Origin of the sequence: Endozoicomonas atrinae, assembly GCF_001647025.1 — a bacterium.
GTDB lineage: Bacteria > Pseudomonadota > Gammaproteobacteria > Pseudomonadales > Endozoicomonadaceae > Endozoicomonas > Endozoicomonas atrinae.
Genome location: NZ_LUKQ02000002.1, coordinates 53,531 through 79,819 on the forward strand (window position 1 = coordinate 53,531; position 26,289 = coordinate 79,819).

A 26,289-nucleotide genomic window follows, 5' to 3' on the forward strand; every position below is an offset into this window, starting at 1 on the left:
GCACCTAAAACGGTACCATCGTGCAATATAGGGTTTAGCTCAACCGCAAATATATAGACCATCAAAATGAAGAAAAGTTCCTGATATTTTCAATTTTTTACTATAAGGGTATTTGTCCACCACAACCCAGTTTATCTGAGTTCTGTAATTATATTGGAAAACCGACATGTTATCTCTAGCACTTCAACGACACTACAGTAGCTGCAACACATTCTATATAATGCCCAGAAAATGTGTATTCTAAAGTATATAGCTGACCTGGCTCAGTAAAAAACAAAGGTCAAACAAGTAAACTCAGGCTCTTGATTCAGATCAGCAGCAATCTTAACATCGACCCGAAAAATTGCCTCTTTAGCCCGATACACATAACCAGTAACTGTAATTAATCATACTTATAAATGAACAAGCCTCTCAACAAAGAACTTATCATGTCACATGCCAGACAGTTACAGTTCCACAGGCTAGCACATTAAACCATACTGCATTCATTTTCCTATGGATTATATGAAGGATATATTACGTCAGAGTGACCTGATGATTGGGGAGCCTTATGCAACAGCCCTATAATTACGATGTGATCATCATTGGCTCTGGCGCAGCCGGCCTGACTACTGCACTGCAGTTGCCTGATGATGCCAGGATAGCCATTTTCAGCAAAGACTCATTAAGCGCCGGATCAACCTATTGGGCGCAGGGAGGCGTGGCGGCCGTATTGGACCAAACAGGCGACAATATCGACCAGCATGTGAAAGATACCCTGACTGCTGGCGCAGGCCTGTGTAATGAGCCGGCTGTTCGACATATTGTTGAGAATGGCAGGGAGAGTATTGAATGGCTGATAGGCCAGGGCGTTCCATTCACACCGGATCACGCCGTTGACAGGCCCTTTGACTACCACCTGACACGAGAAGGAGGACACACCTCCCGAAGAATAATTCATTCCGCAGATGCCACTGGCCGGGCTATTTCAGATACATTACTGGAACAGGCAAAGTTAAAGCCGAACATAGACCTTTTCGACCATCACCTGGCTGTAGATCTAATCACCACCAGCAAACTGGAAAATTACAGTAACAGCCAGGAACAGCGCTGTGTTGGTGTTTATATACTCGACCTGGTGTCAGATCAGGTTCATGCATTCAAGAGCCGTTGTACCGTTCTTGCTTCTGGGGGCGCTAGTAAAACCTATCTATATACCAGTAACACCGATGGCGCATCTGGAGACGGCATTGCAATGGCTTGGCGGGCAGGCTGCAGGGTTGCCAATATGGAATTCAATCAATTTCATCCAACCTGCCTCTACCACCCAAATGCCAAGTCATTTCTGATTTCAGAGGCTGTTCGAGGTGAAGGAGGCCTTCTCAAGCGGCCCGATGGCAGCCGATTCATGCCAGACTATGACCACAGGGCAGAACTGGCTCCTAGAGATATTGTTGCACGGGCCATTGACCATGAAATGAAGCGACTGGGATCAGACTGTCTTTACCTGGATATCAGCCATCAGTCCCCAGAATTCATTCGCTCTCATTTTCCAACCATTTATGAGCGCTGCCTCAGTTATGACATCGACATCACCAGGGACCCAATCCCTGTTGTTCCTGCGGCTCATTATACGTGTGGTGGAATTCTGGTTGATAAAAACGGTCAAACAGACACAAAAGGCCTTTTTGCCATTGGCGAATGTAGTTTTACCGGCCTGCATGGCGCTAACAGATTGGCCAGCAACTCACTGTTAGAGTGCTTTGTAACTGCAAAAAGCTGTGCCCGGATCATAAGCGATACCTTTCACCAATACCCAAAACCACCATCTCTACCGAACTGGGATGAAAGTCAGGTAACGGATTCCGATGAAAATGTTGTTATCTCACACAATTGGGATGAGCTTCGCCGCTTTATGTGGGATTACGTTGGTATTGTCCGTACCACAAAACGCCTGCAGAGGGCTATGAATCGCGTTGAGTTACTCCAGTCTGAAATTCATGAGTTCTACAGCAATTTCAAAGTCAGTAATGACCTGATTGAACTTCGTAATCTTGCCCAGGTATCTGAGCTAATTATTCGGTGCGCCATGGCGAGGAAAGAGTCCCGTGGGTTGCATTATACACTGGATTACCCTCAGACGAGCCATGATCCCAAAGACACGGTTCTGGCTCCAGAGAATTTCAAGACTCGTTGACGTTTCGCTACATGCCCAGCGTTTCAAGCCGTTCCTATGACGATACCCGCAAGTGCCGCCAAGGTTCAGTATTGCAGAGCAGATAAAGGTTACTGCCAATCAAAATGCCACGATAAAGACATAACCGGCACTGATATGATGGGCACGCAATGATACGTGCCCCCAGGAGCCTTTCTAGCTGACCACTAACCTAACGGCAGCAGCTCCTGCGTCCCTGCAGTCGTGTAAAAATCCGGATTTGGCCATGTTTTTCACGCTGTTCTCGCTAAATAGAACCACTATTCGCGTCAAATCAGCATAAAAGCTGGCTCAAGGAGGACTTATATAGGAATACCGGGTACTAACTCTTGCCATCGAAAAGAGAGTGAGACTCAAGAATCAGTCTTAACCTGAAGCCATGTAGCTCAACAGGGTCAGCACTGTCCGGAAACAGAATCAGGTAGGAGGGATACCGCTTACCCTCAACTCTTAACTTAAAGCAAATTAGCATTGAGGTAACAACAATTTCACCCTCAGGCCAGGCGCGATACCAGACACCTGAAAGATTAACTCGCCATTGGTCTTCCAGTAAACGAATGGCAGAAATACTGTTCGAAAGCTTCTGAGTAATAAATTGAAGGTAGTATCGATATAAATGCATAGCCAGAGCCGTGGCCAGGGTAATCTTGAAAATAAGCCAGACCGAGCAAAGCCACAGTGCGACAAATCCAGCACAGTGGCTTAGAAGCATTACAACAAGATGGTAACGGGAACTTCTTAAATTAACTTCACAAAGACTCGCCTTTGTATCGCCCACGTTCCAATACCATATCGACCATGCGGCTCAGTGCCTGATCTTCAGGCCTTGTACCACTCATAAACCAACTGAAGAGGTCCGGGTCTTCACACTCCAGCAAGCGAACATATGTTTGCTGGTCTTCCTCGCTCAAGTCTGACAGCGCCTCCCTGGTAAAAGGCTCCAAAAGCACATCAAGCTCAAGCATCCCACGACGACTTCGCCACTGCAGGCATTTCAATTCATTTTCACCCAGCATCTCAGAATAACTCCAATTATGGATTTTGCCGGATATTATACCTTTAAATTTGAAGCAATAATCCTCTATTATGCCAGCATTCACTGAATGCATGCCCCAGGGCATAACTGGCAGACATAACAAACGTACGGCGATCAATTATTTTTAATTTTTCGGGTGCCAGGGCCTGTTGACGTTTCGTTGCGAGCTCAGCGGATCAGGGCGTTGCCTATGACGAGGCTCGGCATTGTTGGAAGGCTGGCTGCCTTTCAAGATGCCATAACGAAATCATAGGCAACGCCCTGATCCGCCCGAAGGGTGACTCAGAAAAGCACCATCTGCGTTGTCATGCTTGCTTGATGTAGAATAACTACACGCTGCGCAAGCCTTTCGCGCATATGACGCTTTTCTGGGTCACTGAGCACGTAATGAAACGTCAACAGACCCTAGTGTTCTGCCCTATCACATTGCGGCAACCAGATAACAAGGTAATCAGATGGCCACCGACTGGAAGACCTACTTAAAAACTCAGGGCGCTATTTATGAAGAAGAGCAGTTAACAGGCTTTTCCAAAGTCCCACGTGCACTGGGTGAAAATGCTGTCTCAGTACTATCCGGCCAAAACTTTATCAGGGTCGACGGCACTGATCGCCAGAAGTTTTTACAGGGACAAATATCAACACATATGCTTCAGCTTGCCGCTCATCATTTCAGTACTGGGGTGGCATGTTCCCCTAAAGGACGGATGTATACAAATTTCAAAATAATGGACAATGGTGAAGACTACCTGTTGTGCATGAACTCAGGCCTTACTGAAACCACAATAGAAACTCTGAAGAAGTACGCGGTTTTTTTTAAAGTTAATCTCACCAATCAATCCGATTACGTGGCTCTCGGTCTGTCTGGTGCAAATATCGACAGAATACTAGCTAATATTTTCCCCGATTCATCACTACCAGAGCAAAATGAAGTTATCAAAGTCTCCAGCAATGGCTACCTAATGAAAGCCCCTGGAATCAAACCTCGTTATGAGCTCTGGCTCCATCAGGGCGACCTTCCTCTGTTATGGCCAGAACTTACAACAGAACTTACACCTGCTACTGAAGATTTCTGGGACTTACTGAATATCGAATCTGTAATTCCAGGACTTCGTCAGGAAACCATCGATAAATACCCCCCCCAACACCTCAATCAGCCCTCGCTTGGTGGTGTCAGCTTCAGAAAAGGATGCTATACCGGACAGGAAATTGTGACCCGGATGCAAAACCTTGGGCAGCAGAAAAGCCGATGTTACTGGTTGACCCTTGATAACGCCGAAGAGCCTGACATTAACACCCGCCTATATAACAGTGCCAGTAAACCTGTTGGCGAAGTAATCCAGCGTGTCCGTAATATTGAAAACAACAACATTGAATTACTGGCTGTGATTCGGATTGAAGCGGCTGAAGCCAACGATGTATTTCTGGATACAGAACAAAACCACCAGCTGGAGGTTCACGAAATACCCTACGCAATAGACCCAAAGGCCGAACTTCAAAAGTAGTGGCATCCGACCGGTCTTATCCACCCAGAGTCACTCCCGACTCTGGAGTGGATAGCCTACGGCTGTCAACCAGAGCTGACTATCCGCTGATATTCTTTTTGATTTCCCCCAGCACCCCACAGGCTTCGTCAAAGTCGTAACTGATAACAGCATCCTGAAACGACTTAAGCTCTTTCTGCTCAATCTGATCTTTCAACCCTTGAATGAGCGTTGGAAGGAGAGAAACTACATCCACATCACCCTCACTAAGCTTTTGCTCCATCTCATCAAGCAGCTCATTCAACTCACCAACTTCAATAGATCCTTCCCCGGCTGGCTCTAAATCTTCTTTGACCGGAGGCAAATGTTCAAGGCTTTCCATCACCTGATCAAAGGCCAGAACAAACGAGTCCATTAAGTTGCTGTCGGGCATTTCACACTGTCTTCGCAAGCTATTTTCCAGCTGGGATGCCTGCTCATGAAGCCGGTTCGCCCCTAAATTACCAGCAACGCCTTTCAAAGCATGTATCAACTGACAGGCCTCATGCCATTTTTCTGCTTCCAAAAACTCCTGTAATTGAATCAGATCTTCCCTCTGACCTTTGTAGAAGTCCGCCAATAACTTTTCATAAAGCACCTGATTTCCCTGAAGCCTCTTAAGAGCTTCGTCTACATCTATTCCCGGCAGCTTCAAACAAGAAGCATTGTCAGATGTTTGCTCCAAAGTCACAGAATGAAGTACGTCAGTTTCTCCAACCTGCAACCAGTGGCGTACCATTTGTTTAAGAGCTTCAGGGCTTAATGGCTTGGAAATATGATCATTCATTCCAGCCTGCAGGCAGCGCTCTCTATCACCAGTCATGGCATGAGCTGTCATGGCAATGATAACCAGTTTATCTTTGCCAAGCTTTCGCCTGATCATCCGTGTTGCCTGATACCCATCCATTTCAGGCATCTGTATATCCATAAAGACCAGATCAAAGTCTTCACTCTTCACCTTCTCAACCGCTTCAGCTCCGTTCGTGACCATGACGACATCAAGCCCCATACCCTGCAACAATTCACGAGCAACCTGACGGTTGATCTCATTATCCTCAGCCAGCAGTATGCGCCCCTTAGGCATAATCTCACAGAATCGAGCTTCTTCGATAATTTCAGCTTTCGGATTATTCTGACACTTCAACATGCGCAGAATAGTCTCTACCAGTACGGAGCGGTTGACTGGCTTGATCAGAAAAGCATCGACTTCATCGGAAGCTCTTGCCATAACCTCTTCGCGACCATAGGCCGACACCATAATCAGCTTGGGATCAACAGCAAGATTGAGTTTATGAATACTTTCTGCCAGTTCAATACCATCAATATCAGGCATTCTCCAGTCCAGCAGCACCAGGGAAATAGCCTCATGATCACTGGAATTTTTCTCTTTAAGTAACGAAAGCGCTTCATCACCATGGCCACTTTCCCAGGTTTCACAACCGGATGTTTTCAAATGGCTGATCAGAAGTGCTCTTGCTTCCGGGTTATCATCCACCACAAGCACACGGACCCCTTCAAGAGACTGTTCCAGTACCTGGGTCTGATGGGCGACCCCCAGCTCAACGGTAAACCGGAAAGTGCTCCCCTTACCGGGTTCTGAGTCAACAGAAATATCTCCATTCATCATGTACACAAGGTTCTTACAGATAGCCAGCCCAAGTCCGGTACCTCCAAACTTACGGGTTGTTGAACCATCCACCTGTGAAAATGACTGAAACAACTTACTCTGCTGCTGTTTACTGATACCAATGCCCGTATCAGATACCGAGAACTGAAGTCTGACAACGTCCTGCCGGCTGGAAATCAGCTGAACCGATACATTAACTTCACCCTCACTGGTGAACTTGAGCGCATTATGGGTCAGGTTGATAAGTATCTGCCCAAGCCGGAGTGGGTCACCTCTTAGATGCCTGGGTACTTCAGACTGAATATCGTAAGTGAGAGTGAGACCTTTTTCCCTGGCTTTGATGCTGCTGAGGTTATAGACGTTGTCAAAAACACCGCCAAGATCAAACTCAATACTCTCCATATTGAGTTTACCTGCCTCAATCCTTGAGAAATCAAGAATATCGTTGATGATACCCAGAAGATCATGTGCTGATATCTGAATTTTACTGATGTAATCCCTCTGCTGATGAGAAAGCTTCGTTTCCTGAACCAGGTGACTCAAGCCAATGATGGCATTCATCGGTGTTCGAATCTCATGACTCATATTGGCCAGAAAATTGCTCTTGGCCTGATTAGCCTGATCAGCGACTTCTTTCGCCTTGTGTAACGCTTCTTCCGTCTGTTTTCGATCGGTAATATTTCGCCCGGAAGCAAAGAGGTAACCCTCTCCTTCATACTCCATGTAATTAGCAGTTACTTCTACTGGAAAGATGCTGCCATCGGACGTTTTTCGCAGCGTCTCATAAGTCATCCCTTTTCTAAGCACCAGCTGCTCCCAGAGTTTTTTCCAGGAGCTCCGGGTAACCGCCGGATTAATGTCCATGATGGACAGTTTCATCAACTCTTCCTGAGAGAACCCCAGGGCTTTACAGGCAGATTCGTTGACATACTTGTGATAGCCGTCTCTTCTAAACCAATGAATATGGTCACCCGCGTTATCCAGAGAGAAACGAGCCATCGACAACTCACGTTCACGCTCAATCTGGTGAGTAATATCAACCATCGTACCAATGACTCGCATTGGTCTACCCATCTCATCCCTGAATACTACTTTCCCCTTGCTGCGCACGGTGGCGTAACTGCCATCTTTACGACGGATACGGTAAACGAACTGAAATGAGTTATCAGAAGTCGCCAACTGGTGCTCAAAGAAGCGTATTGTTGATACTTTGTCTTCCGGATGGAGCAATCGACGCCAGGCGCGTATTGTGTGTAACAGTTCCCCTGGCTGATACCCCAGCATGGTCTGATACCGGGGACTCAAATACATCCAGTCACGTTGGACATCCCAGTCCCAGAGGCCATCAGAAGCGGCATCCATGGCCAGTTGATAACGCTCTTCACTGACCCTCAGAGCATCTTCCGCATTTTGCCGATCACGAGCAACCGCAACCAGTTCACCCATCCGGTGCAGCAAATCCATTTCATTGATATAGACCTGATATTTTACCGGAATATTAATCAGGCCAATGCCGCCAACCACTCGGCCAAACAGCATCATAGGCGCATAAACTGCGATGGAGATACCCAAACCATCAAGAATGGCAGCCCCTTCCAGGTCACCCTTCTGCAATATCTCATCACGAACCAGAATGTTGACCTGATCCTTTTTCACTTCTCCATAAACACCGGTAAAGTCGTGGTCAAACAATGGCTCAAAGGCTGCAGGATCAGGGTTAGACCTGCATGTCCAATAATGTTCAATTCGAGCTTTAGGCTCCCAGGAGAAGATACAAACGGCTTCAGCATTGAGATAGCTCCCAAGCTGACTCAGAAAATAGTCATTGGCTTGATGAACCGGCTGATCCATAAAATGTCTGGAAATATCACTCAGGAGGCGATCCAGCTCTGAACGAACCCTAAGCCCCTCTTCCGCTTTTTCCCGGTCGGCAATTTCTATGGTCAAGCGACGATTCCAGTAAACAATGAGAATCAGTGTCACCAGAATTAATACCAGACCAATAAATAACTCTTTATTGGGTCGCCACATTCCACCCTGAATGGACAGCCAGCTGCTTTCAAGAACTTCACGATCTTCCGGAGTAATGGTATCAACGGCTTTTTCAAGAATAGAAGCCAGCTCAGGCGCGTTGTTTCTCGATGCCATGCTGAAGTCATAGTTAAAACCAGCCTCGGCAACGACCTGCAAGTTGGTGATTTTCATCCGCTCTATTTCATAACTTGCAGAAGCCAGGTTAACAACCATGGCATCAAGAACCCCACTGGCAACCTGATTCAACCCCGTGGCGATATCCGGAATATTGACAAAATTAATTCCCGGGTATTTCTGCCGGAAGAGCTCATAAGTGACATAGCCTGGGGTAAAACCAACTTTTTTCCCATTTAAATGGGATGGAGACCGGATGCTTTTGTCGGAAACACGGGCAAGAATCACGGCAGGCACACTGACCAGTGGCTTGGTAAAATTCAGATAACGGCTGCGCTCTTCCGTTTTCTGTAGCATCGCTACCGCATCAACATAATGCCGATAAGCCTGGCTTAAAGCATTTGTCCATACGGGATCCTGATGAAGCTGAAAGGTAATACCGAGCCTGTCCTCCAAAAGCTTGAGATAATCTATGGCTATTCCCTGCCACTGGCCTCTTCTATTGATATACGAAAAAGGAGGTTTATTATTATCAACCAGCACACTGATTACTGGATTTTCTCCTAACCAGCGACGCTCAGAATCATTCAGCTCAACCACTGAACCACTGCGGCGGAAATAGCGATCCCTGTTACTGATGATCCAGCGGTTTTCAATGGCCCGATATTCATCAGGAGTAATGGCTCGAAACCCATTATTCAACTCAGGCAATAAATCAGCAGATCGGTTCAGTAAAAGACCGGCTCCAACCGCCTCATTCAGATTAAAGTACTCACTGGAATTTACTTCTCCAACCAGACCATGACGATTCAGGGCTGACTGGACAATCACAGGCTCACCAAGAAATGCGTCTATTTCTCCAGAGAAAAGACTCCCAATCATTTCAGATACGCTGCTGTGCTCAATTGGATAAGCATCCGGCAACCAGCGGCGAACAAACTCCTCCTGACTTGATGAACTGATCACACCCAGTTTTTTGCCATTAAGCTCAGCCCCGGGATCGTCCAGTTTACTGGTGGGGCGAAAATAAATGCGAGTATTCAATCCATAATAGGGGTTGGACAGCGCCATCCACTGGCTTCGCTCCATCGTCGGAGACACGGCAGCAATAACGTCGACCTTACCCTCTTTTAATGCATCAATATTTTCGCCAATAGGACTAACTCTGAACTTAACTGGCGTTCCAGTTTTTTCTGACCATAAATTCCAGATATCAACAAATAGGCCTGAAGGCTTACCCAGCGCATTAATAAAAGACAATGGTGCCAGACCAGCATCAAGAGCGACCACCAGACTTTCCGGATTACAAGGTGTAAACCTGAACCACTCTTCAATAAGCCCAGCCTTCTCCTGATTAGAAACGTTAGCCATCCCATGTTGAACAATTCTGACAAGATCATGTCTATCTGGAGCAATAGAGGCTTTAATCTCAACCGGTTGCAGAGGGGCTTGAACAACCTGATACTCATCCTCAACCCCCAAGCTTTTCAGGTAGTAGCTCAAACTTGCACGACCACCGAGTATTGCATCAACCTCACGATTCGTTGCTGCTCCAGCCATTGACGAATAAGAAGTGAATGGAACAACAACAGCGTCAGCATTAAATTTTTTAAGATGGGGCTGACAGTTATGTCCTTTGACATAACCCACCCGGAGTTTGGCAAGTGCCTCTTCAAAGCTGCTGATCTGATGGCTCTTCTCAATGAAGAGCACAGGAACAAACGTGTAAATCAGTGCACTTTCTGCCCCGCTTTTACGTAACTCATCTTGAATACCGGGTGGTGCATACGCCAGTGCATCAACCTCCGAACGTATGAGCTGCTCCCCAATTTGTCCTGGCGAAGACGCGACAAACTGTATAACTACATTATTTTTTACCGCCCACAACTTCCATAGATCATGAACCAGCCCATCGGCCTGTCCCTCACTGTTTGTAAACATCCAGGGAGCATCATCTGTGAAATAAGCTATTTTGATCGGTTTATTGCCACCATCTGCATAAAGACCAGAACTGATAGACAAGACCAGAACAAATAGCAGGAGGGATATTAAAGTCCATGAAATCGATCGGAAATAACGGCTCAGTGCGAAAGGCATAGTAATTCGAGATAAGTCAGGGAACCGGAAAGCCGACTTATCTTACCCTGAATCAAGACAATCACCTATTAAAGAGAAGGTAAATTCGGTCATTTGCTAGAATAACTAGGAGAATAACTATCAGGTAAATACCATGGAAACCGAACAATTATCCATTAAACAGCTTGATGCCAGCAAAAAAGCCATTGCTCAGGCTAAATCATTGATGGATTTAATGAAAATATTGAAGAGCAAGTTACACCTCAGTGAGGGCTGCGGCCAACGTTTCCTGCAAAAGACCAACCCTGACCTCGCGCTTCTACAAAAGGCCGAACAGGAGATCAACGAGTCATATAGCGGAAAACCCAAGAGTAATCAGCAAACCAGCTCAAAAAATAAAACAGGCCTGTTAAATAATATTGCTCGTCGGGGTCAAGCCTGACACCCAACCAATTCGGTTGACAGCATGGTGGATACCGCCGACAGTAGCCTTATCTCTAGGATAATGACGACGTTTCCCTGTGCTGACGATATACCACTCTAACCACCTGGATGTCCTTAAGGACCTTCTGGTCGAGCTTTTTCGCCAAAACCCACCAGCCAATCCATTGGAAGACGAGCAAATTCTGGTCCAAAGTCCGGGTATGGCCCAGTGGCTCAGGCTGGAACTGGCAAAAGGGCTGGGTATTGCAGCCGGTATCAATTTTCCTCTGCCTGCCAGTTTTCTCTGGCAAATGTACACCCGTGTCCTTCCGGACGTTCCCCGCCGCTCCGCCTTTAATAAAGAGTCGATGACCTGGAAGCTGATGGACCTACTCGATACCCTGAAACACGATCCGGACTTCCTGTCATTATCTCAATATCTGGCCAGTGATGATGACGACATTCGAAAGTTTCAGCTATCTGGGAAAATTGCAGATATTTTTGACCAATACCTTGTCTATCGCCCTGACTGGATTCTGGACTGGGAACAGGAGAATGACACCTCCCTAATTACTTCAGACCAACCCTGGCAGCCAAAATTATGGCGTGCCCTGGTCACAAGGACCGCTGAACTTGACCAGTCTCCCTGGCACAGGGCCAATATGCACCATCGCTTCCTTCAGGCAATGGCAGATGAAAACAGTAGTTCACAGCTGCCACAACGGTTGTTTATCTTTGGTATTTCAGCCCTCCCACCACACTTTGTAGAATCCATTGAGGCCATGTCCAGCCAGTGCGATGTCCATTTAATGGTTGCCAACCCCTGTCAGCACTATTGGGGAGATGAACGGGACCCCAAATACCTGCGAAAGCTGGCCGCCCGCAAATTACTGGATCAAAAGAAACCGAATGGCAATGATTATCAGCAGGATAATAAAGGCTGGTTCAGTAAAGAGGGGCTTTCTCTGGACAATCTGGATTCTATTGGTAATCCGCTGCTGGGCTCTATGGGCAAGCTCGGCAGAGACTACTTTCACCAGCTCCATGGCTTGAATGCTTTTGACATCGACGTCTTTGTCAGTGACCACAAAGATACTCTGCTCGGTTGTCTGCAAAAAGACATTTTCGAACTGCACGATCGGACAGTCCAAGGCAGAAAAACGGAAATGCAAAACGACCGATCTCTACAATTTCACAGCTGTCACAGCCCACTCAGAGAGGTAGAAGTTCTTTATGACCACCTACTCGATATGTTTGAGAAGAACCCGAACCTGACCCCAAAAGATATTGTGATCATGCTGCCGGATATCGACAGCTATGCCCCCTGGATTCAGGCCGTATTTGGCAGCATCGATGACCAGCGCCGTATTCCCTATGCCATTTCTGATGTCAGCGCAAAAAGCGAGCACCCTGTTATTTCTGCATTCCTAAAGCTTCTGGAGCTCGACAAAAGCCGCTGCTCTGCACCAGAGCTCATGGAGCTGCTGGAAGTACCTGCCATTCAATATCGTTTTAATCTGACAACCGGTGACCTGGACATTCTGAGACAATGGACCCATGAGTCAGGTATACGCTGGGGATTAACTCCTGCTCATCAAACCCGGTTTGACCTGCCAGAGCTACGGGCCAATTCCTGGTTATTTGGAATCAGAAGGATGCTGCTGGGCTATGCCATGCCTGAAAATACCGGAGTCTATGATGATATTTTGCCTATGGATGCGGTTCAGGGAATGAATGCAATACTGGCGGGCTATCTGGCCAGTTTTATTGATAGTGCTGAGCAATTGCTCAATGAATTGGATAACACCCGATCCATTGAACAGTGGATCCAGTTCACCCATCAGCTACTTGATCGCTTTTTCCTTACCCGGTCGGAAGAGGACGAATCAGCGCTCAGGCTGGTCAGGGAGACTCTTTCCCACCTCTATGAACAGCTGCAGGAAGCAGGGTATAGCCAACCTTTATCACGAAGTGTATTTATCAGTTATCTGACAGAGCGTCTTACTCAGGAACGCAGCAGTCAGCGATTCCTGGCAGGTCAGGTCAATTTCTGCACATTGATGCCCATGCGCTCCATCCCGTTCAAGATTGTCTGCCTGCTGGGTATGAATGACGGCGCCTATCCCCGCAGTATTGCCCCGGCAGGATTTGACCTGATTGCCCGGCACAGCAGGCGCGGCGACCGCTCACGCCGGGTAGATGACCGCTATCTTTTTCTTGAGGCTTTGCTCTCTGCACAGGATATCCTTTACATCAGCTATGTCGGACGACGGATACAGGATAACAGTGAAAGAATACCATCCGTTCTGGTAACCGAACTGCTCAACTACTGCGAACAGGGCTTTGGCCTGAGTTCAGATCAACTGGTTATCGAACACCCCCTGCAGCCGTTCAGTCACAGAAATTTTCTGGATCATCCTGAATCCGACCAGACAGGACTGCCTTATTACAGTTACATCAAGGAGTGGTTACCCGCAGCCAGTCGCAATGAAGAAAAGCCAGCTCAGTTCATTCAGGCTCGCCTGCCCAATGAAGAGGGGTTTAACTTCCATGAAGTTGAGCTTGCTGAACTGTTGAGGTTTTACAACAATCCATGTCGCTACTTTTTCAATCGCCGCCTGAAAGTCTATTTCTCCGTTCAGGACCAGGCTCTGGAGGAAACCGAAACCTTCGCCATGGGGCCGCTGGAGAACTACCAATTGAAAGCTGGACTGCTTGAAAGCCTGATTAACAAAGAAGATCCGGAGCACCTTGCCAGGCGGCTTCAATCCACCGGAGAGCTTCCACACTCCGCTTTCGGGCAAATCCTGCTGGATGAGCAGATAAAAGACCTCACCCCGATGGCTAACCGATTAAGTATTCAGCTGGAGAGCACAGCTGAAGACCGGGAAGTCAACGTGCATATTCCCTCCCCCGAATTTTGCCAGAACCCGGTTCATCTGATCGGCTGGCTGAAAGGCTTTTCAGCACCTGGCATGCTTCGCTACCGACCCGCCAGTTTTAAAGGTAAAGACCTGATCAGGGGCTGGATTGAGCACCTTTGTCAGTGTATGACCGATAATCCAGAAGTGACCCGCATTCATGATCCAGAGAAAGAGCGCCTGCTACCGGTTATTCCTAAGCAGGAAGCAGAACAATACCTGACCACGCTTGTTCATTATTTCCATATGGGGCAGAACCTGCCGCTTCCCTGGTTCCCGGAAACGGCCTATAGCTGGCTAAAAGCCGCTCCGGATGATAATCCAGACAAAGCAGAGAAAGCCGCTGAGAAAGCCTTTGCGGGTGATGACTTCCATTTACGAGGTGAGTGCAGTGATGACTACATACAGCGAGTCTATCCTGAGCTGACACCCGTATTCACTGAAATGACCAGCCTTACCAGAGAGATTCTGGCCCCTGCATTTGCTTCTCTTCAGGAGGTGCAGCCATGAGCCAGTCAACTGCCACAGACCAGACCAGCCGTTGTCCGGAAACACTGGATCCTCATGCACTTCCCCTGCATGGCGTCCGCCTGATAGAGGCCAGTGCCGGCACCGGAAAAACCTATACTATTGCGAACCTCTACCTTCGAATACTACTGGGGCACGGCAGCGAGAAGACACAGCATGAAACCCCGTTAACCGTTGACCAGATACTGGTAGTAACTTTTACCGAAGCAGCCACCGGCGAGTTACGAGATCGTATTCGGGCCAGAATTCACCAGACCCGGGATGCCTTTATTGAAGGCAAATCCAGTGACCCATTCATTCAACAGCTGATTCAGGATATGGATCAACCAGAACAGTGTCAGGCACTGTTGCTGGCCGCAGAACAGCAGATGGATGAAGCTGCGATTTTCACCATTCACGGCTTCTGCCAGCGCATGCTGAAACAGCACGCCTTTGAAAGTGGCACACTGTTCTCCAGTGAGCTGATTACAGATACAGAGCCCATGTTACAGCTGAGTACTGCAGACTACTGGCGCCGTAACTTCTACCCTCTGGAAAAACCGCTGGTAAAACTGATCCGTACTCTCTGGAAAACACCCAACGACCTTCTGAGTCATTTGCGCAGTTGGCTGCCTTTGTCAGACTTGAAACTGGCCGGAGACCAGATTCCGGACTCAATGGAAGAGTTCAGAAGAATCTATTTGACGCCAGCCAGTGAACTGAAGTCACTCTGGCAGAATGATCAGAACACCATCACGGATCTGCTGACTAACTGTGGCCTGCGAAAAGACCGAAAACCACTGAAGCGCCTCGGTGAAATGCCGCGTTTTCTTGCCTCTGACGACCTGATACCCAATCTGGATAAAGACAGCTGGGAGATATACGGCACCGAAGTGTTACAGAAAAGTCTGTTAAAAACTGGCAAGTTGCCGGAACACCCCATTTTCCGGAAAATTGATGAATTCCTGAGTTTGCCCCTCTCTCTTAAAGAAGCGCTTCAAGGTTTGATCACCCGGGATGCACTGCAGCATATCAAATCCCAGCTGACACAATTGAAAGCCAGCCGTTATCAGCTTTCCTTTGACGACCTGCTGACCAACCTGGCCCACGCATTGTTCGCTGGGGCCAATTCAGGAGAGAATGCCGGTGATAGTGAACTGCTGGCCCAGGCTATACGCAGCCAGTATCGCATAGCGATGATTGATGAATTTCAGGATACCGACCCCCTTCAGTACCGTATTTTCAACAAGATCTACATGGAAGGCGGTGACCCTGGCGTTGGCCTGTTTATGATCGGTGACCCCAAGCAGGCCATCTATGCCTTCCGTGGTGCTGATATTTTCACCTACATGCAGGCCAGGCAACAGGTACACAGTCATTACACGCTGGATACCAACTGGCGCTCAAGCGATGCAATGGTGTCTGCGGTTAACACGATATTTCAACATTCGGCCACACCCTTTATTTACAACGACAGCATACCTTTTGACCCCGTTCACCCATCACCGGGAGCATCACAGAAACGCCTTTATCATGAGGGGGAAGCACTGCCCTCAATGACCCTGTGGCTGCAACAGCCCATGGATGGACCAACCATCAATGCCGAGAACTATCTGGATACCATGAGTCAGGCAACCGCGACCGAGATCAATCGCCTGCTCTCAGCCGCAGATCGGGGTAACTGCAATATTCACAATGGAGACCGGCAAACACCTTTACAACCCGGAGATATTGCCGTTCTGGTCCGCAGTGGCCGACATGGACAAAAGATTCGTGAAGCCCTGGCAGCACAGAACATCGCCAGTATTTACCTGAGTAACCAGGACTCGGTGTTTACTTCACAGGAGGCGTCTGACCTGGAGAAAGTACTGCAGGCCTGCCTGCACCCCACCAGCGAGCGAGTGTTGAAAGCCGCGCTGGCAACCTCGCTTTTTCATCTTGATGCCCTGTCGCTGGACGCACTCAATGTTGATGAGCAAGCCTGGGAAAGTGCAGTAGAAGAGTTCACCCACTATGGAGAACTCTGGCAGAACAAAGGTATTCTGCCCATGCTGCGGCAGCTCATCTTCCACCGGAAGATTGCCGAACGACTGCTCTCATTTCAGGATGGGGAACGCCGACTGACAGACCTGCTGCATATGGGCGAGCTGCTGGCTGCTGCCAGCCTTCAACAGCAGGGAGCAGCAGCTCTGGCCCGCTGGTTTTCCGAACAGATCATCAGACCTAATCACAATGCTGATGATCAACAGTTGCATCTGGAGAGCGAGCGAAATCTGGTCAAGATCATTACCATTCACAAGTCCAAGGGGCTGGAATACAAAGTGGTCTTTATCCCCTTTCCATGCCATCTGCGTAAAGCCGACTCCCCCCTGTACCATGACCCGCAAACCAGTGAAACCTGGCTGGCATTAACGCCATCCGAGGAAGCCTCGACCCTTTCTGAAAAAGAGCGTCTGGCTGAAGACCTGCGCCTGCTCTATGTTGCCCTGACCCGCTCAGTCTACTGCTGCTACCTGGGCATGGCACCCTACAAATCGGGAAGAGTCAGTAAAGATGGTAAAACGGACCTCCATCAGACCGCGATTGGCTACCTGCTCAACCAGGGGTCGGACATTGTTAGTCAGGATCTTAGCGTGTTGCTGGAGCAAATGGCTGGATGCTGCGGTCAACAACAGATTGTGATTTCTGAACCACCAGCAGCCACCTTACCTCCCTTTACTCCAGTGATTCCACAAGAACAGTCGTTAAGTGCCCGGAGTTTCAAAGGAAATATTGAAAAAAACTGGTGGACCACCAGCTATTCAGCCCTTTCACGGCACAGCTCGGGATCACCGGCAGATGCCAGCAATGAATTACCAGGCTTTGATACTGATGCCATCAATGAACAGCATACTGCCCAGGATAACCAGCAGGCTGAAGTCCCCATAGACCCTTTAAGTCTGTTCAACTTTCCAAAAGGGGCTCAACCGGGAACGTTCATGCACAGTCTGTTTGAAGAGCTGGATATGAACACGCTGCGTTCTGCTGATAGTGACTCATATCTCGACAGTTTTCTTGTTGATCGTCATGCCCGGGCCGGATATGGAGAAGAGTGGCTACCGGCCACCAAAAGCATGCTGTTTAATTGCCTCAACACACCGCTGGATGGGGAAAATCTTCGTCTTATGAACCTGCAGGATTCAGCGCGACGAGTTGAGATGGAATTTTACCTGCCTATCGAACAGCTGAACCCACAGAGCCTGAACCAACTGATTGCTCGACATGACCTTCTCAGCGCCAGAGCCGGAGAGCTGCAGTTCCACTACATGAAAGGCATGTTGAAAGGATTTATTGACCTGACCTTTGAATACCAGGGACGCTGGTATGTACTCGATTACAAATCAAACTGGCTGGGAAATACCTTCAGTGATTATTCCAGGAAAGCCATGGAAAACGTCATGGTAGAGCATCGATACGACCTGCAATACCAGCTGTATTCTCTGGCACTGCACCGACTGCTCAGGCAACGTGTACCAGATTACGACTATGACAAGCATTTTGGTGGTGCCATCTACCTTTTTCTACGCGGGGTTCAGATGAACGATCCTGAGCAACACGGGATATTTAGCCATAAGCCCTCTTTCGAGCTCATCAACGGCCTGGATCAGCTTTTCAGGGGTGAAGACGTTAGTAGTGAAGTAGAGGAGCTGATAACATGTTAAATCAGCTGCAGACTCTGGAACAGCAGGGAGTTATTCGTGCCCTGGATTATCAATTCGCCAAACTGATTCACTCCATGAACCCAGACCCGTTACTGACTCTGGCGGCCGCCAATGTCAGCTTTGAACTGGGACAGGGTAATGTATGCATGTCTCTGGCGTCGGACTTCACCCTTTTTGGACTGGATGAGAAAGAAAGCTCCCAACTGATGGATTCCATTGCCATCCCTAAAGAGCAGTGGTTGACCAACCTTAAAAGCACTCAAATTGTGGGTGAAGGCAATAGGCCAACTCCCCTGGTTCTCGATAGTGACCGCCTTTATCTCTACCGATACTGGCAATACGAACGCACTGTCGCCAGCTTTCTCAAGAGCAGAAGCACAGAGGCATTGGATACGGATGAAGCCCGCTCAATATTGCAGAGGCTTTTTACCAGGGATTACCACTACCTGGCTCAACAGTGCAATGGTAAGTCCGAAGCCAGTCAGAAAACTGAACTCATTAAATGGCTGGATATTGAGTCAATTGATGGGCTGGATTGGAAAGCTATTCTGGATGCAGTTAACCAGGGGGCCGATACCGATACCCTGGATTCTCTTATTCCAGAGTCGGCGTGCCTGAACTGGCAGAAAATTGCAGCGGCACTGGCGGCAAGCCGCTCATTTTCAGTCATCAGTGGCGGTCCGGGAACCGGCAAAACCACAACCGTCACCCGGCTTCTTGCTCTTCTCACAGAGCTAGGCCTAAAACGCCATTCACCTCCGGATATTAAACTGGTTGCCCCCACCGGCAAGGCTGCAGCCCGCTTAACAGAATCCATTGGGGGAGCCCTGGCAAAAATCAACTGCAGTGAAAGGGTAAGAGAGAGGATCCCTGCCCAGGCTGGTACCCTGCATCGCTTACTGGGTGTCATTCCCGGGAAAGCAGGATTTGTTCATAATAAAAACAACCGGTTGCATCTGGATATTCTGGTAGTTGATGAAGCATCCATGATCGATCTGCCACTGATGAGCCGTTTACTGGAAGCACTGCCAGATCATGCCCGGTTAATTCTGTTAGGTGACCGTGACCAGTTATCGTCGGTGGAAGCTGGCAGCGTTCTCGGTGATATCTGTGCAGCAGCCAGCTTTGGCTACTCAGACGAACAGCGCAATCTGCTGGAAGTGTTAACGGGGCATGAGCTTCATAAACATGATCTTCTTACAAGGAAGCCTGAACAGACTTATGCACCCAACTCAGTTTCAGACAGCCTTTGCCTGCTTCGCAAAAGCTACCGCTTTGACGCTCATTCGGGTATAGGCAGTCTGGCAAAAGCCATCAACAACAACGATCATCGAACTCTGAAATCGGTATTCGCATCAGGCTTTGACGATATTGAGCTCTTTTCCATCGCTAGAGACTCCGGTTATCCGCAATTGATACAACAATCTGTTGAATCCTACCATCACTACTTGGAACTGATTAAACAGAAGGCTGAAACTCACCTTATTCTCGATGCCTTTAACCAGTTTCAGGTGTTATGTGCTCTGAGAGAAGGCCCATATGGTATTTCAGGCCTGAACGAAGAAATACAAAAAGCCCTTCAACAAAAAGGTCTCATTGAAGTGACTGGGCAATGGTACGAAGGGCGCCCCATCCTGATCACCCGTAATGACCACGGGCTTGGCCTGTACAATGGTGATATTGGGATTACCATCAGAGGCTCTGATGGTCGACTCAGGATTGCTTTTCAGTTGCCCGATAAACAGGTCAGGCAGTTTCTTCCCAGTCGACTTCCTGAACATGAGACCGTCTTTGCCATGACCATTCACAAAAGTCAGGGTTCTGAGTTTGCGGATGTTGTCATGGTCTTACCGGATAAAGACAGCCCCATCATCACCCGTGAGCTGGTATACACGGGTATTACCCGAGCCAAGTCAAAACTTACACTCTTTGCCGAAATGGGTATCTTGATCAAAGCGGCAAAATCTCCAACCAAAAGACAATCGGGTCTTTATCGGCGTCTGGTTCAATAAAAACCAAACCATAAGTAGTTAACGCAGGAATCACAAGATGCAGAGAAAAAATGACAACTTTCTCTAATAGTTCTTTGTGGTTTCTGAGGCTCTCAATCCATCAAGCAGCGCTACTTTCAGGCTCATGGCTTTTATTCTCATTGCCATCATCGTCGCCATTTAGTCCAAAGCACTGACATAGCCTTGAGAATACAATAGCGAATGCGCCATTACCACTGACATTCATGGCGGTACCAAAAGGGTCAAAAATCATATAGACGGCAGTGATTAGCCCCAGCATCTCATCCGAAAACCCCATCAAACTCTGTAATATTGGCCCTACTACAAGGATGACTCCTCCAGGCACAGCTGCTACCGAAAATTTAGCCAGTGCATAGTAAAAGCCGAAGATGGCAAAACTCTGAAGGTCAGGAATTGGCATATTGAAGGTATTCAGTGTCACCAGCGCCAGTATGGTCAAACCAATCGCGCTGCCAATGGTATGAATATTGATTGTGGCTGGGACAATGGTTCTTGCCATGATCTGACTACCAATATTTTTTTCAGTACTATCAATCAAAACCGGCATGCTTGCTGCGCTTGAGACGGTACTTAACCCAGTCAGCCATGCAGGAAATACGTTCCCTACATACGTTATAAAATCCCGGAATGAGCACCTGGCTGCGACAAAAAAATAGATAAAGAGGTACGTCAGCTGTGAAACAATAACCAGCAGCAAAATCGGCCCATAGGCAGATATTGCCTGGCTCAAAATACCATCAGCATGGAGTTTGAAAGCAAATCCAAGGATAAAGAAAGGAAGTATTGGGATAAAAATATGTTTCAGAAACCAGCTGGAAACATCACTTGCACGAAAGAAAAGCTCTCTTAATGGTTGAATATCCAGCAGATTCACCAGCATTCCTGCAATGAACCCCACAATTAAGGCATTCATGTTGGTGAAAAGAGGGGGCAATTCAAATACCCACATGGTCGCCAGGCCACTGCCATCCAGTGCATCAAGGGTGATAGGCATTGATATCAGCGGCACCATTACACTGCCTATCGTATACCCGGTAAAAATGGCAGTGATATTGGAAGCGAACACCATCACGATCAACAAAAGGGTAAACAGCAGAGCGCTCTTCCCCATTCTGGCGAGACAGGTGACCACAAAGCTGAAAACAATGAATGGAAGAACAAAAACCAACAGCGACTTAATGGTGAGACTCAAGGAGAAAAAAAACGATTTAACGTCATAACTCACCCAGGAGTCTGTAAGAAAAGGGATAAAAAGAACCACCAGAAGCATGGCCGGCAGTTTTACTTTGGCAAGATGCTCAACAATCTTCACGACTCTCCCCTTCCATAGTTATCAGACTGACTGTGATGAAAACATAGACTTTTTTTCTGTATCGTCAAAATGTGACAGTCCTCTCACCCTGAAATTTTACAAATTCGAACAAAAGTTGTCCCAGCGCACTGTTTTTCACTTTTCTAAAGCTTTTCTAAAGAGAACGTAAGGAATCGCTGTCATTTTCTGACATAGATCAAAAAACATACCCGCCAAATCGTTAGGATATGCCCGCACGATGCCTATAGCTAAGGAAGCTAATAGCTAGATAACGCATTGATTAAATTAATAAACCCTCGGAGTTCATTCATGGAGCAGAAGATCAAGTTACCTTCTATGGGACAAGTGTCCCTGGTATTAGGTACCTTTCTGGTTCTCGCTTTTGCGTTTACCGCCAAACTGAACCTTCCTATTCAATTAGCACTCTGCATAGGCTGGTTCCTTGCCATGGGACTGGGTGTCAAGCTGGGCCACAACTACAAGGATCTTGAAGCGGCTGCCGCTGAAGGTATCTTCAAAGGTACCGGCGCGATTCTGATTCTGATTGCAGTAGGCGCACTGGTCGGCACCTGGATTGCTGGAGGCATTGTTCCTTCCATCATTTACTACGGCCTGAAGACCATACATCCATCCATCTTCCTGCTGGCCACCATGGTGATCTGTTCCATGACAGCCCTGGCAACCGGTACCTCATGGGGTGCTGCCGGTACTGCCGGTATTGCCATGATGGGTATTGGTCAGGGTCTGGGTGTTCCTGCTCCTGTTACTGCCGGTGCCATCCTGTCCGGTGTTTACTTCGGTGATAAACTTTCTCCCCTGTCTGACAGCGTTATCCTTGCTTCCTCTATGTCCGAAGTTGAGATTGTTGACCACATCAAGGGCATGCTGCCAATCAGTTTGACAGCTTATGTTCTAACCGCCATCGCTTTCACTGTATACGGCTTCCAGTTCGGCGGCAGTGCGGATATGGCCCAGGTTCAGGAAGTCATGAACCTGATGGATGAGAACTTCAGCATCTCCATCATGGCGTTTGTCCCAGTAGCTATCGTCCTGTTCCTGCTGGCCAAGAAATTCCCATCCTACCCTGTCATCATGCTGGGGGCTGGCCTGGGTATGATCTGGGCTGTTCTGTTTCAGGACCGTACGCCAATTGAAGCGATGAATGCGCTGTGGGCTCCTTTGACAGTCGATTCCGGTAATGCCTTCCTGGACAACATTCTGAATCGGGGTGGTATGGTTAACATGCTGGGCTCTGTTGCAGTTATCATCTTCGGCCTGGGCTTCGGTGGCCTGCTGGATAAAGTTGGTATCCTGGAAACCATCGCACGCACTTTTGAAAACCGCATCACCAACGAAGGCAACCTGACAGCCTACACCGTTGTGACGGCCTTCCTGGCTAACGTATTCGGTTCTGCGATGTACGTATCGCTGATCCTGACTCCAAAGATCATGTCCGGTAACTACGACCGCATGGGTGTTGACCGTCGCATGCTCTCTCGCAGCTCTGAATTCGGCGGTACTCTGACCTCCGGTATGGTGCCATGGTCTGACAACGGTATCTTCATGGCTGGCCTGCTTGGTGTATCTACTTTCGCATACGTTCCTTACATGTGGATGAGCTTCATCAGTATCGGTCTGGTTGTTGCCTTTGCCTACATGGGTAAATTCCGTCCAGTCGATGGCAAGTACGTGAAAAAAGCAGAAGATCACGCAGTTCACGGCCAGATGGCTACTGCCTGACCAGTCACTTAATCATTCATTCTCAACGCCGCCCGGGTTGTCATAAACAGGGCGGCGTTTTTTTCAGCCTCTGCCTCAGATCAACCAAGCGATGCATGGAAGTGATAGACTTGATAAAAGTCCATTTCCCAATGAGAATCGCCGCTTACATCAGGAAGCAGGCTGTTTCTTGAGATAAAAAGCATTAGGAAAAGTCATGAGCAAGAAAATCTACGTTGCTTACACCGGTGGAACCATTGGCATGCGCCCTTCAGAGTCAGGTTATGTACCCGGCGATAATCTGATGGGACTTCTGGAAGAGAAGCTTCCACCCGATGTAATGGCCAGCCTGCCAGAGTTCGAGCTCTATGAGTACCCTCAACTGATTGACTCCAGCAATATCCGTCCGGATAACTGGAAGCAAATCGCTTCTGATATTGCCAGCCGCTATGAACAGTTCGACGGTTTCGTGGTTCTGCACGGTACGGATACCATGGCTTATTCCTGCAGCATGATCTCTTTTATGCTGCAGAACCTTCAGAAACCGGTCATCTTCACCGGCTCTCAGATTCCTCTGTGTGAAGCCCGCACCGATGGTCTGGAAAATCTGGTTGGTGCCCTGACCATGGCCGCTGATGATCGAATCAAAGAAGTTTGCCTCTATTTCAATGGCCGTTTATTGAGAGGCAACCGTTCACGTAAGCTGAACGCCTATCTGTTTGATGCCTTTGACAGTCCGAATTATCCGTGGCTTGGTCGCGCAGATATCCATGTAGAGCTCAATGAAACCCTCCTGTGGCAACCGAAGGGGAAAGAAAAATTTCAGCTGGAATGCGATTCAGAAACCCATGTTGGCATTCTGCAGCTGTTCCCGGGTATTAATGCCCAGTGGATGGAGTCTGCCCTTAATCAGCCAATGGACGCCTTTATTCTGCGTACTTACGGTACGGGAAACGGCCCAGATGCTGACCATGCCCTGCTGGATACCTTCGCTAAGGCAACTGCAGATGGCAAGCTGATTGTAAACCTTACCCAGTGCCATCGGGGCACAGTTCACCAGGGCAGTTATGCTGCTGGCTCAGCGCTTGCCAAAGCAGGTATTGTGGGAGGCTTGGATACCACAACCGAAGCCATGTTCTGCAAACTTCATCACCTTTACTCTCTGGGTCTCAGTACCGAAGAAGTCAAAGCCATGCTCAGTGTCAATCTGGCTGGTGAAGTCTCTATCTGATACCCTCCGCGCATTTCAGGAGCGGCTCAAGCCGCTCCAGCACTCATCAACAGAGTTGCCCACCCAAGGGGTGTGTAATGCATAAACAACTCAAATTGCAGGATACTGCACTAAATTGTTGCACTTTTCTCCAGTCGCATTGCCCACTGGCCCTGTTCATATCTACTCTGCTCGACAGCCTCCTCCAGAATGCCATCCTTATCCCCACATCCCTGCGACGGCGTTATATCCTGCATAAAGAGCGCTTCATCAGTCCCTGACAGACGATCAGGGTGACCATTATAGACAACTTCAGGTTGCGGGCTCTCATCATCAGAAAAAAGCCTGCTTATATCCTCAAGTACCAGATCATCCAGAGACTCTGCACTTTCTTCGTCTGTATCATGTCGAAGTGTATTCTGCGCCACCATTTTCATCGTTTTTTCATCTTCAACAGACCGAGAAGCAGCAGGGCATGGTCGCCCCAGAGATTCGCTTAATTCCCGATATATCTTCTCGGTCAATATGGCATGCACCTTTGGAATACAGTCATCAACCGTTTTAATATGTGGTCTGTCGCCCATTTCCCGGACACTTTCGAGCATCCTTGCCCCATGAGGAATAACATGATCGTCAAGATTATTGATCACGGTAATAGATACTTTCCGGTCAATCAGCTTTTTCATAGGCTTCAGTGCATTAAGGTTTCCACCCAACAACCAGGCTAATGCATCTGCAAACCGTGGAAAGCGGGGGATCACCACTCGCCCTGAAGTGGTAAAGGAGTCATGATTAATCAGGCTGACCCGGTCTGACGTGAGAGAGTCACTTTCATTCAATACTCTTTCCAAACTGGCAGTAGCGACGCCTCCGCCTAGAGAGCTTCCTGCCACGGTCAAGTGACCGAAACGGAAACGCTCAGCAGCATATTTAAGAACAGCCGAGGCATCCTTCACGATCGTATTTGCAGTTGGCCAGGGAGCGGAGGACGTTTTATTCATTCCGGTTCCACGATAGTCATAAAGAATGACCGGACATGCCTTTATTTGCTGAATGGCACCCGGAAGGAAAGATTCATTCAACGTATTATCCAAATTAAACAGACCGGCTACTGTGATGGCATTGGGGTTATTAAAAACAACACAATCTGCTGTTTCACACTCTTTATGATGCCAACCTGGTGGATAACAAATAACGGCTTCCAGCTCTGTATCTCCGTCTTTCACGCTGACCCGTTCATAGCTCCTCTTGTCGTCAAATGTCGTTTCACAAAGTTCATTTGCCTGCAAAGCAGATAATTCAGAGTCGCACACTCTCTCAAACTGAGAAGGAACCAATGCTGCCCCAGCCAGTTTGGCAAGGCCAAAGCGGTTTTCCAGCAGCCACTTAAAGGGATACAGTACTACTGAAATAACCCGTGAAAATAGTGAAGTCTTAACTTCAGGTTCTTTTCTTCTGTCCCGTCCAATGAGTTTTGCTGCTCCGGAATCAACTGCCACAGAAAGAGAACCTCCTCCCTCAATGGTCTTAACAGGCTGCTTTTCATCCAGCTCCCTGGTATCAGGAGGACACATTGTAGACATTGACGAAAATGTTAAGGCTTTACCATGAGTTCCATCCATCCCACTCCCCTCCGACCGTAATTGCTAGTCATACCAATTGAATTTTCTAACTACTGTATAACTGCCCAATCACGGGAGCACAGACTGAACAGTCGACCAGCTTCGCTGCAAAGGTTATTCCAAGCTTCACAGCAACAATCTACAATATTTTCATAACCTGAAAATGCTTTGTTTGATAAGTCATGCTCCCGCATCCACTCCCATAGCCTTTCTGAGCTGTTTAACTCCGGTGCGAATGGT

General features: G+C 48.0%; 13 protein-coding genes and 1 pseudogene. 8 read left to right on the forward strand and 6 right to left on the reverse strand.

Annotated elements, in window-relative coordinates; translation table 11 throughout:
* The first annotated feature begins 550 nt into the window (after positions 1-550).
* Positions 551-2,176: an L-aspartate oxidase gene (nadB, locus tag AK963_RS00810; protein ID WP_066013236.1), complete on the forward strand. Its 1,626-nt coding sequence runs from the start codon at positions 551-553 to the stop codon at positions 2,174-2,176.
* Between the two features lie 340 nt (positions 2,177-2,516).
* Here nadB and AK963_RS00815 read toward each other — a convergent pair whose 3' ends face one another.
* Complete coding sequence (locus AK963_RS00815; protein ID WP_139117179.1) at positions 2,517-2,972, reverse strand: protein YgfX; 456 nt, start codon at positions 2,970-2,972, stop codon at positions 2,517-2,519.
* The gene (locus AK963_RS00820; protein WP_066013270.1) at positions 2,944-3,210 is read right to left on the reverse strand and encodes an FAD assembly factor SdhE; all 267 of its coding nucleotides are present in this window, start codon (positions 3,208-3,210) and stop codon (positions 2,944-2,946) included. Before AK963_RS00820 ends, AK963_RS00815 begins: the two co-directional genes overlap by 29 nt.
* 475 nt (positions 3,211-3,685) lie before the next feature.
* Between AK963_RS00820 and ygfZ the strand changes: the two genes are divergently transcribed.
* Positions 3,686-4,732, forward strand: a complete 1,047-nt coding sequence (gene ygfZ / locus AK963_RS00825) for a CAF17-like 4Fe-4S cluster assembly/insertion protein YgfZ (protein WP_066013241.1) — start codon at positions 3,686-3,688, stop codon at positions 4,730-4,732.
* 79 nt (positions 4,733-4,811) lie between these two features.
* On the opposite strand, the gene AK963_RS00830 is transcribed toward ygfZ, so the two are convergent.
* The gene (locus AK963_RS00830) at positions 4,812-10,547 is read right to left on the reverse strand and encodes a response regulator (protein WP_066013243.1); all 5,736 of its coding nucleotides are present in this window, start codon (positions 10,545-10,547) and stop codon (positions 4,812-4,814) included.
* A 208-nt stretch (positions 10,548-10,755) separates the two neighbouring features.
* On the opposite strand from AK963_RS00830, the gene AK963_RS00835 reads away from it, so the two are divergent.
* The 4 genes from AK963_RS00835 to recD all read left to right on the forward strand — a co-directional run bounded on the left by AK963_RS00835 (position 10,756) and on the right by recD (position 20,165).
* Entirely contained in the window at positions 10,756-11,043 is a 288-nt protein-coding gene (locus tag AK963_RS00835; protein WP_066013246.1) for a hypothetical protein, read from the forward strand.
* A 79-nt stretch (positions 11,044-11,122) separates the two neighbouring features.
* The gene (gene recC, locus AK963_RS00840) at positions 11,123-14,455 is read left to right on the forward strand and encodes an exodeoxyribonuclease V subunit gamma (protein ID WP_066013248.1); all 3,333 of its coding nucleotides are present in this window, start codon (positions 11,123-11,125) and stop codon (positions 14,453-14,455) included.
* A complete protein-coding gene (recB, locus tag AK963_RS00845) occupies positions 14,452-18,153 on the forward strand; it encodes an exodeoxyribonuclease V subunit beta (RefSeq protein ID WP_083232372.1) in 3,702 nt (1,233 codons plus the stop codon). The genes recC and recB overlap by 4 nt, the downstream gene beginning before the upstream one ends.
* Positions 18,147-20,165 carry an exodeoxyribonuclease V subunit alpha gene (gene recD / locus AK963_RS00850; RefSeq protein ID WP_066013250.1) on the forward strand — a complete coding sequence of 673 codons (2,019 nt, stop codon included), beginning with the start codon at positions 18,147-18,149 and terminating at the stop codon, positions 20,163-20,165. The genes recB and recD overlap by 7 nt, the downstream gene beginning before the upstream one ends.
* A gap of 100 nt (positions 20,166-20,265) precedes the next feature.
* On the opposite strand, the gene AK963_RS00855 is transcribed toward recD, so the two are convergent.
* Positions 20,266-21,498, reverse strand: a complete 1,233-nt coding sequence (locus tag AK963_RS00855) for a cation:dicarboxylate symporter family transporter (protein WP_066013252.1) — start codon at positions 21,496-21,498, stop codon at positions 20,266-20,268.
* 309 nt (positions 21,499-21,807) lie between these two features.
* Here AK963_RS00855 and nhaC point away from each other — a divergent pair, with 309 nt between their 5' ends.
* Positions 21,808-23,238, forward strand: coding sequence for a Na+/H+ antiporter NhaC (gene nhaC, locus AK963_RS00860; RefSeq protein WP_066013254.1), 1,431 nt, complete (start codon positions 21,808-21,810; stop codon positions 23,236-23,238).
* Positions 23,239-23,434: 196 nt separating this feature from the next.
* Positions 23,435-24,448 (forward strand): asparaginase, encoded by a 1,014-nt coding sequence (gene ansA, locus AK963_RS00865; protein WP_066013256.1) that lies wholly within the window; start codon positions 23,435-23,437, stop codon positions 24,446-24,448.
* 110 nt (positions 24,449-24,558) lie between these two features.
* Here the strand turns inward: ansA and AK963_RS00870 are convergent, their stop codons facing one another.
* Positions 24,559-26,049, reverse strand: a complete 1,491-nt coding sequence (locus tag AK963_RS00870) for a serine aminopeptidase domain-containing protein (RefSeq protein WP_066013257.1) — start codon at positions 26,047-26,049, stop codon at positions 24,559-24,561.
* 50 nt (positions 26,050-26,099) lie between these two features.
* Positions 26,100-26,289 (reverse strand): annotated as a pseudogene (locus tag AK963_RS35020) (IS630 family transposase); the annotation flags it as partial.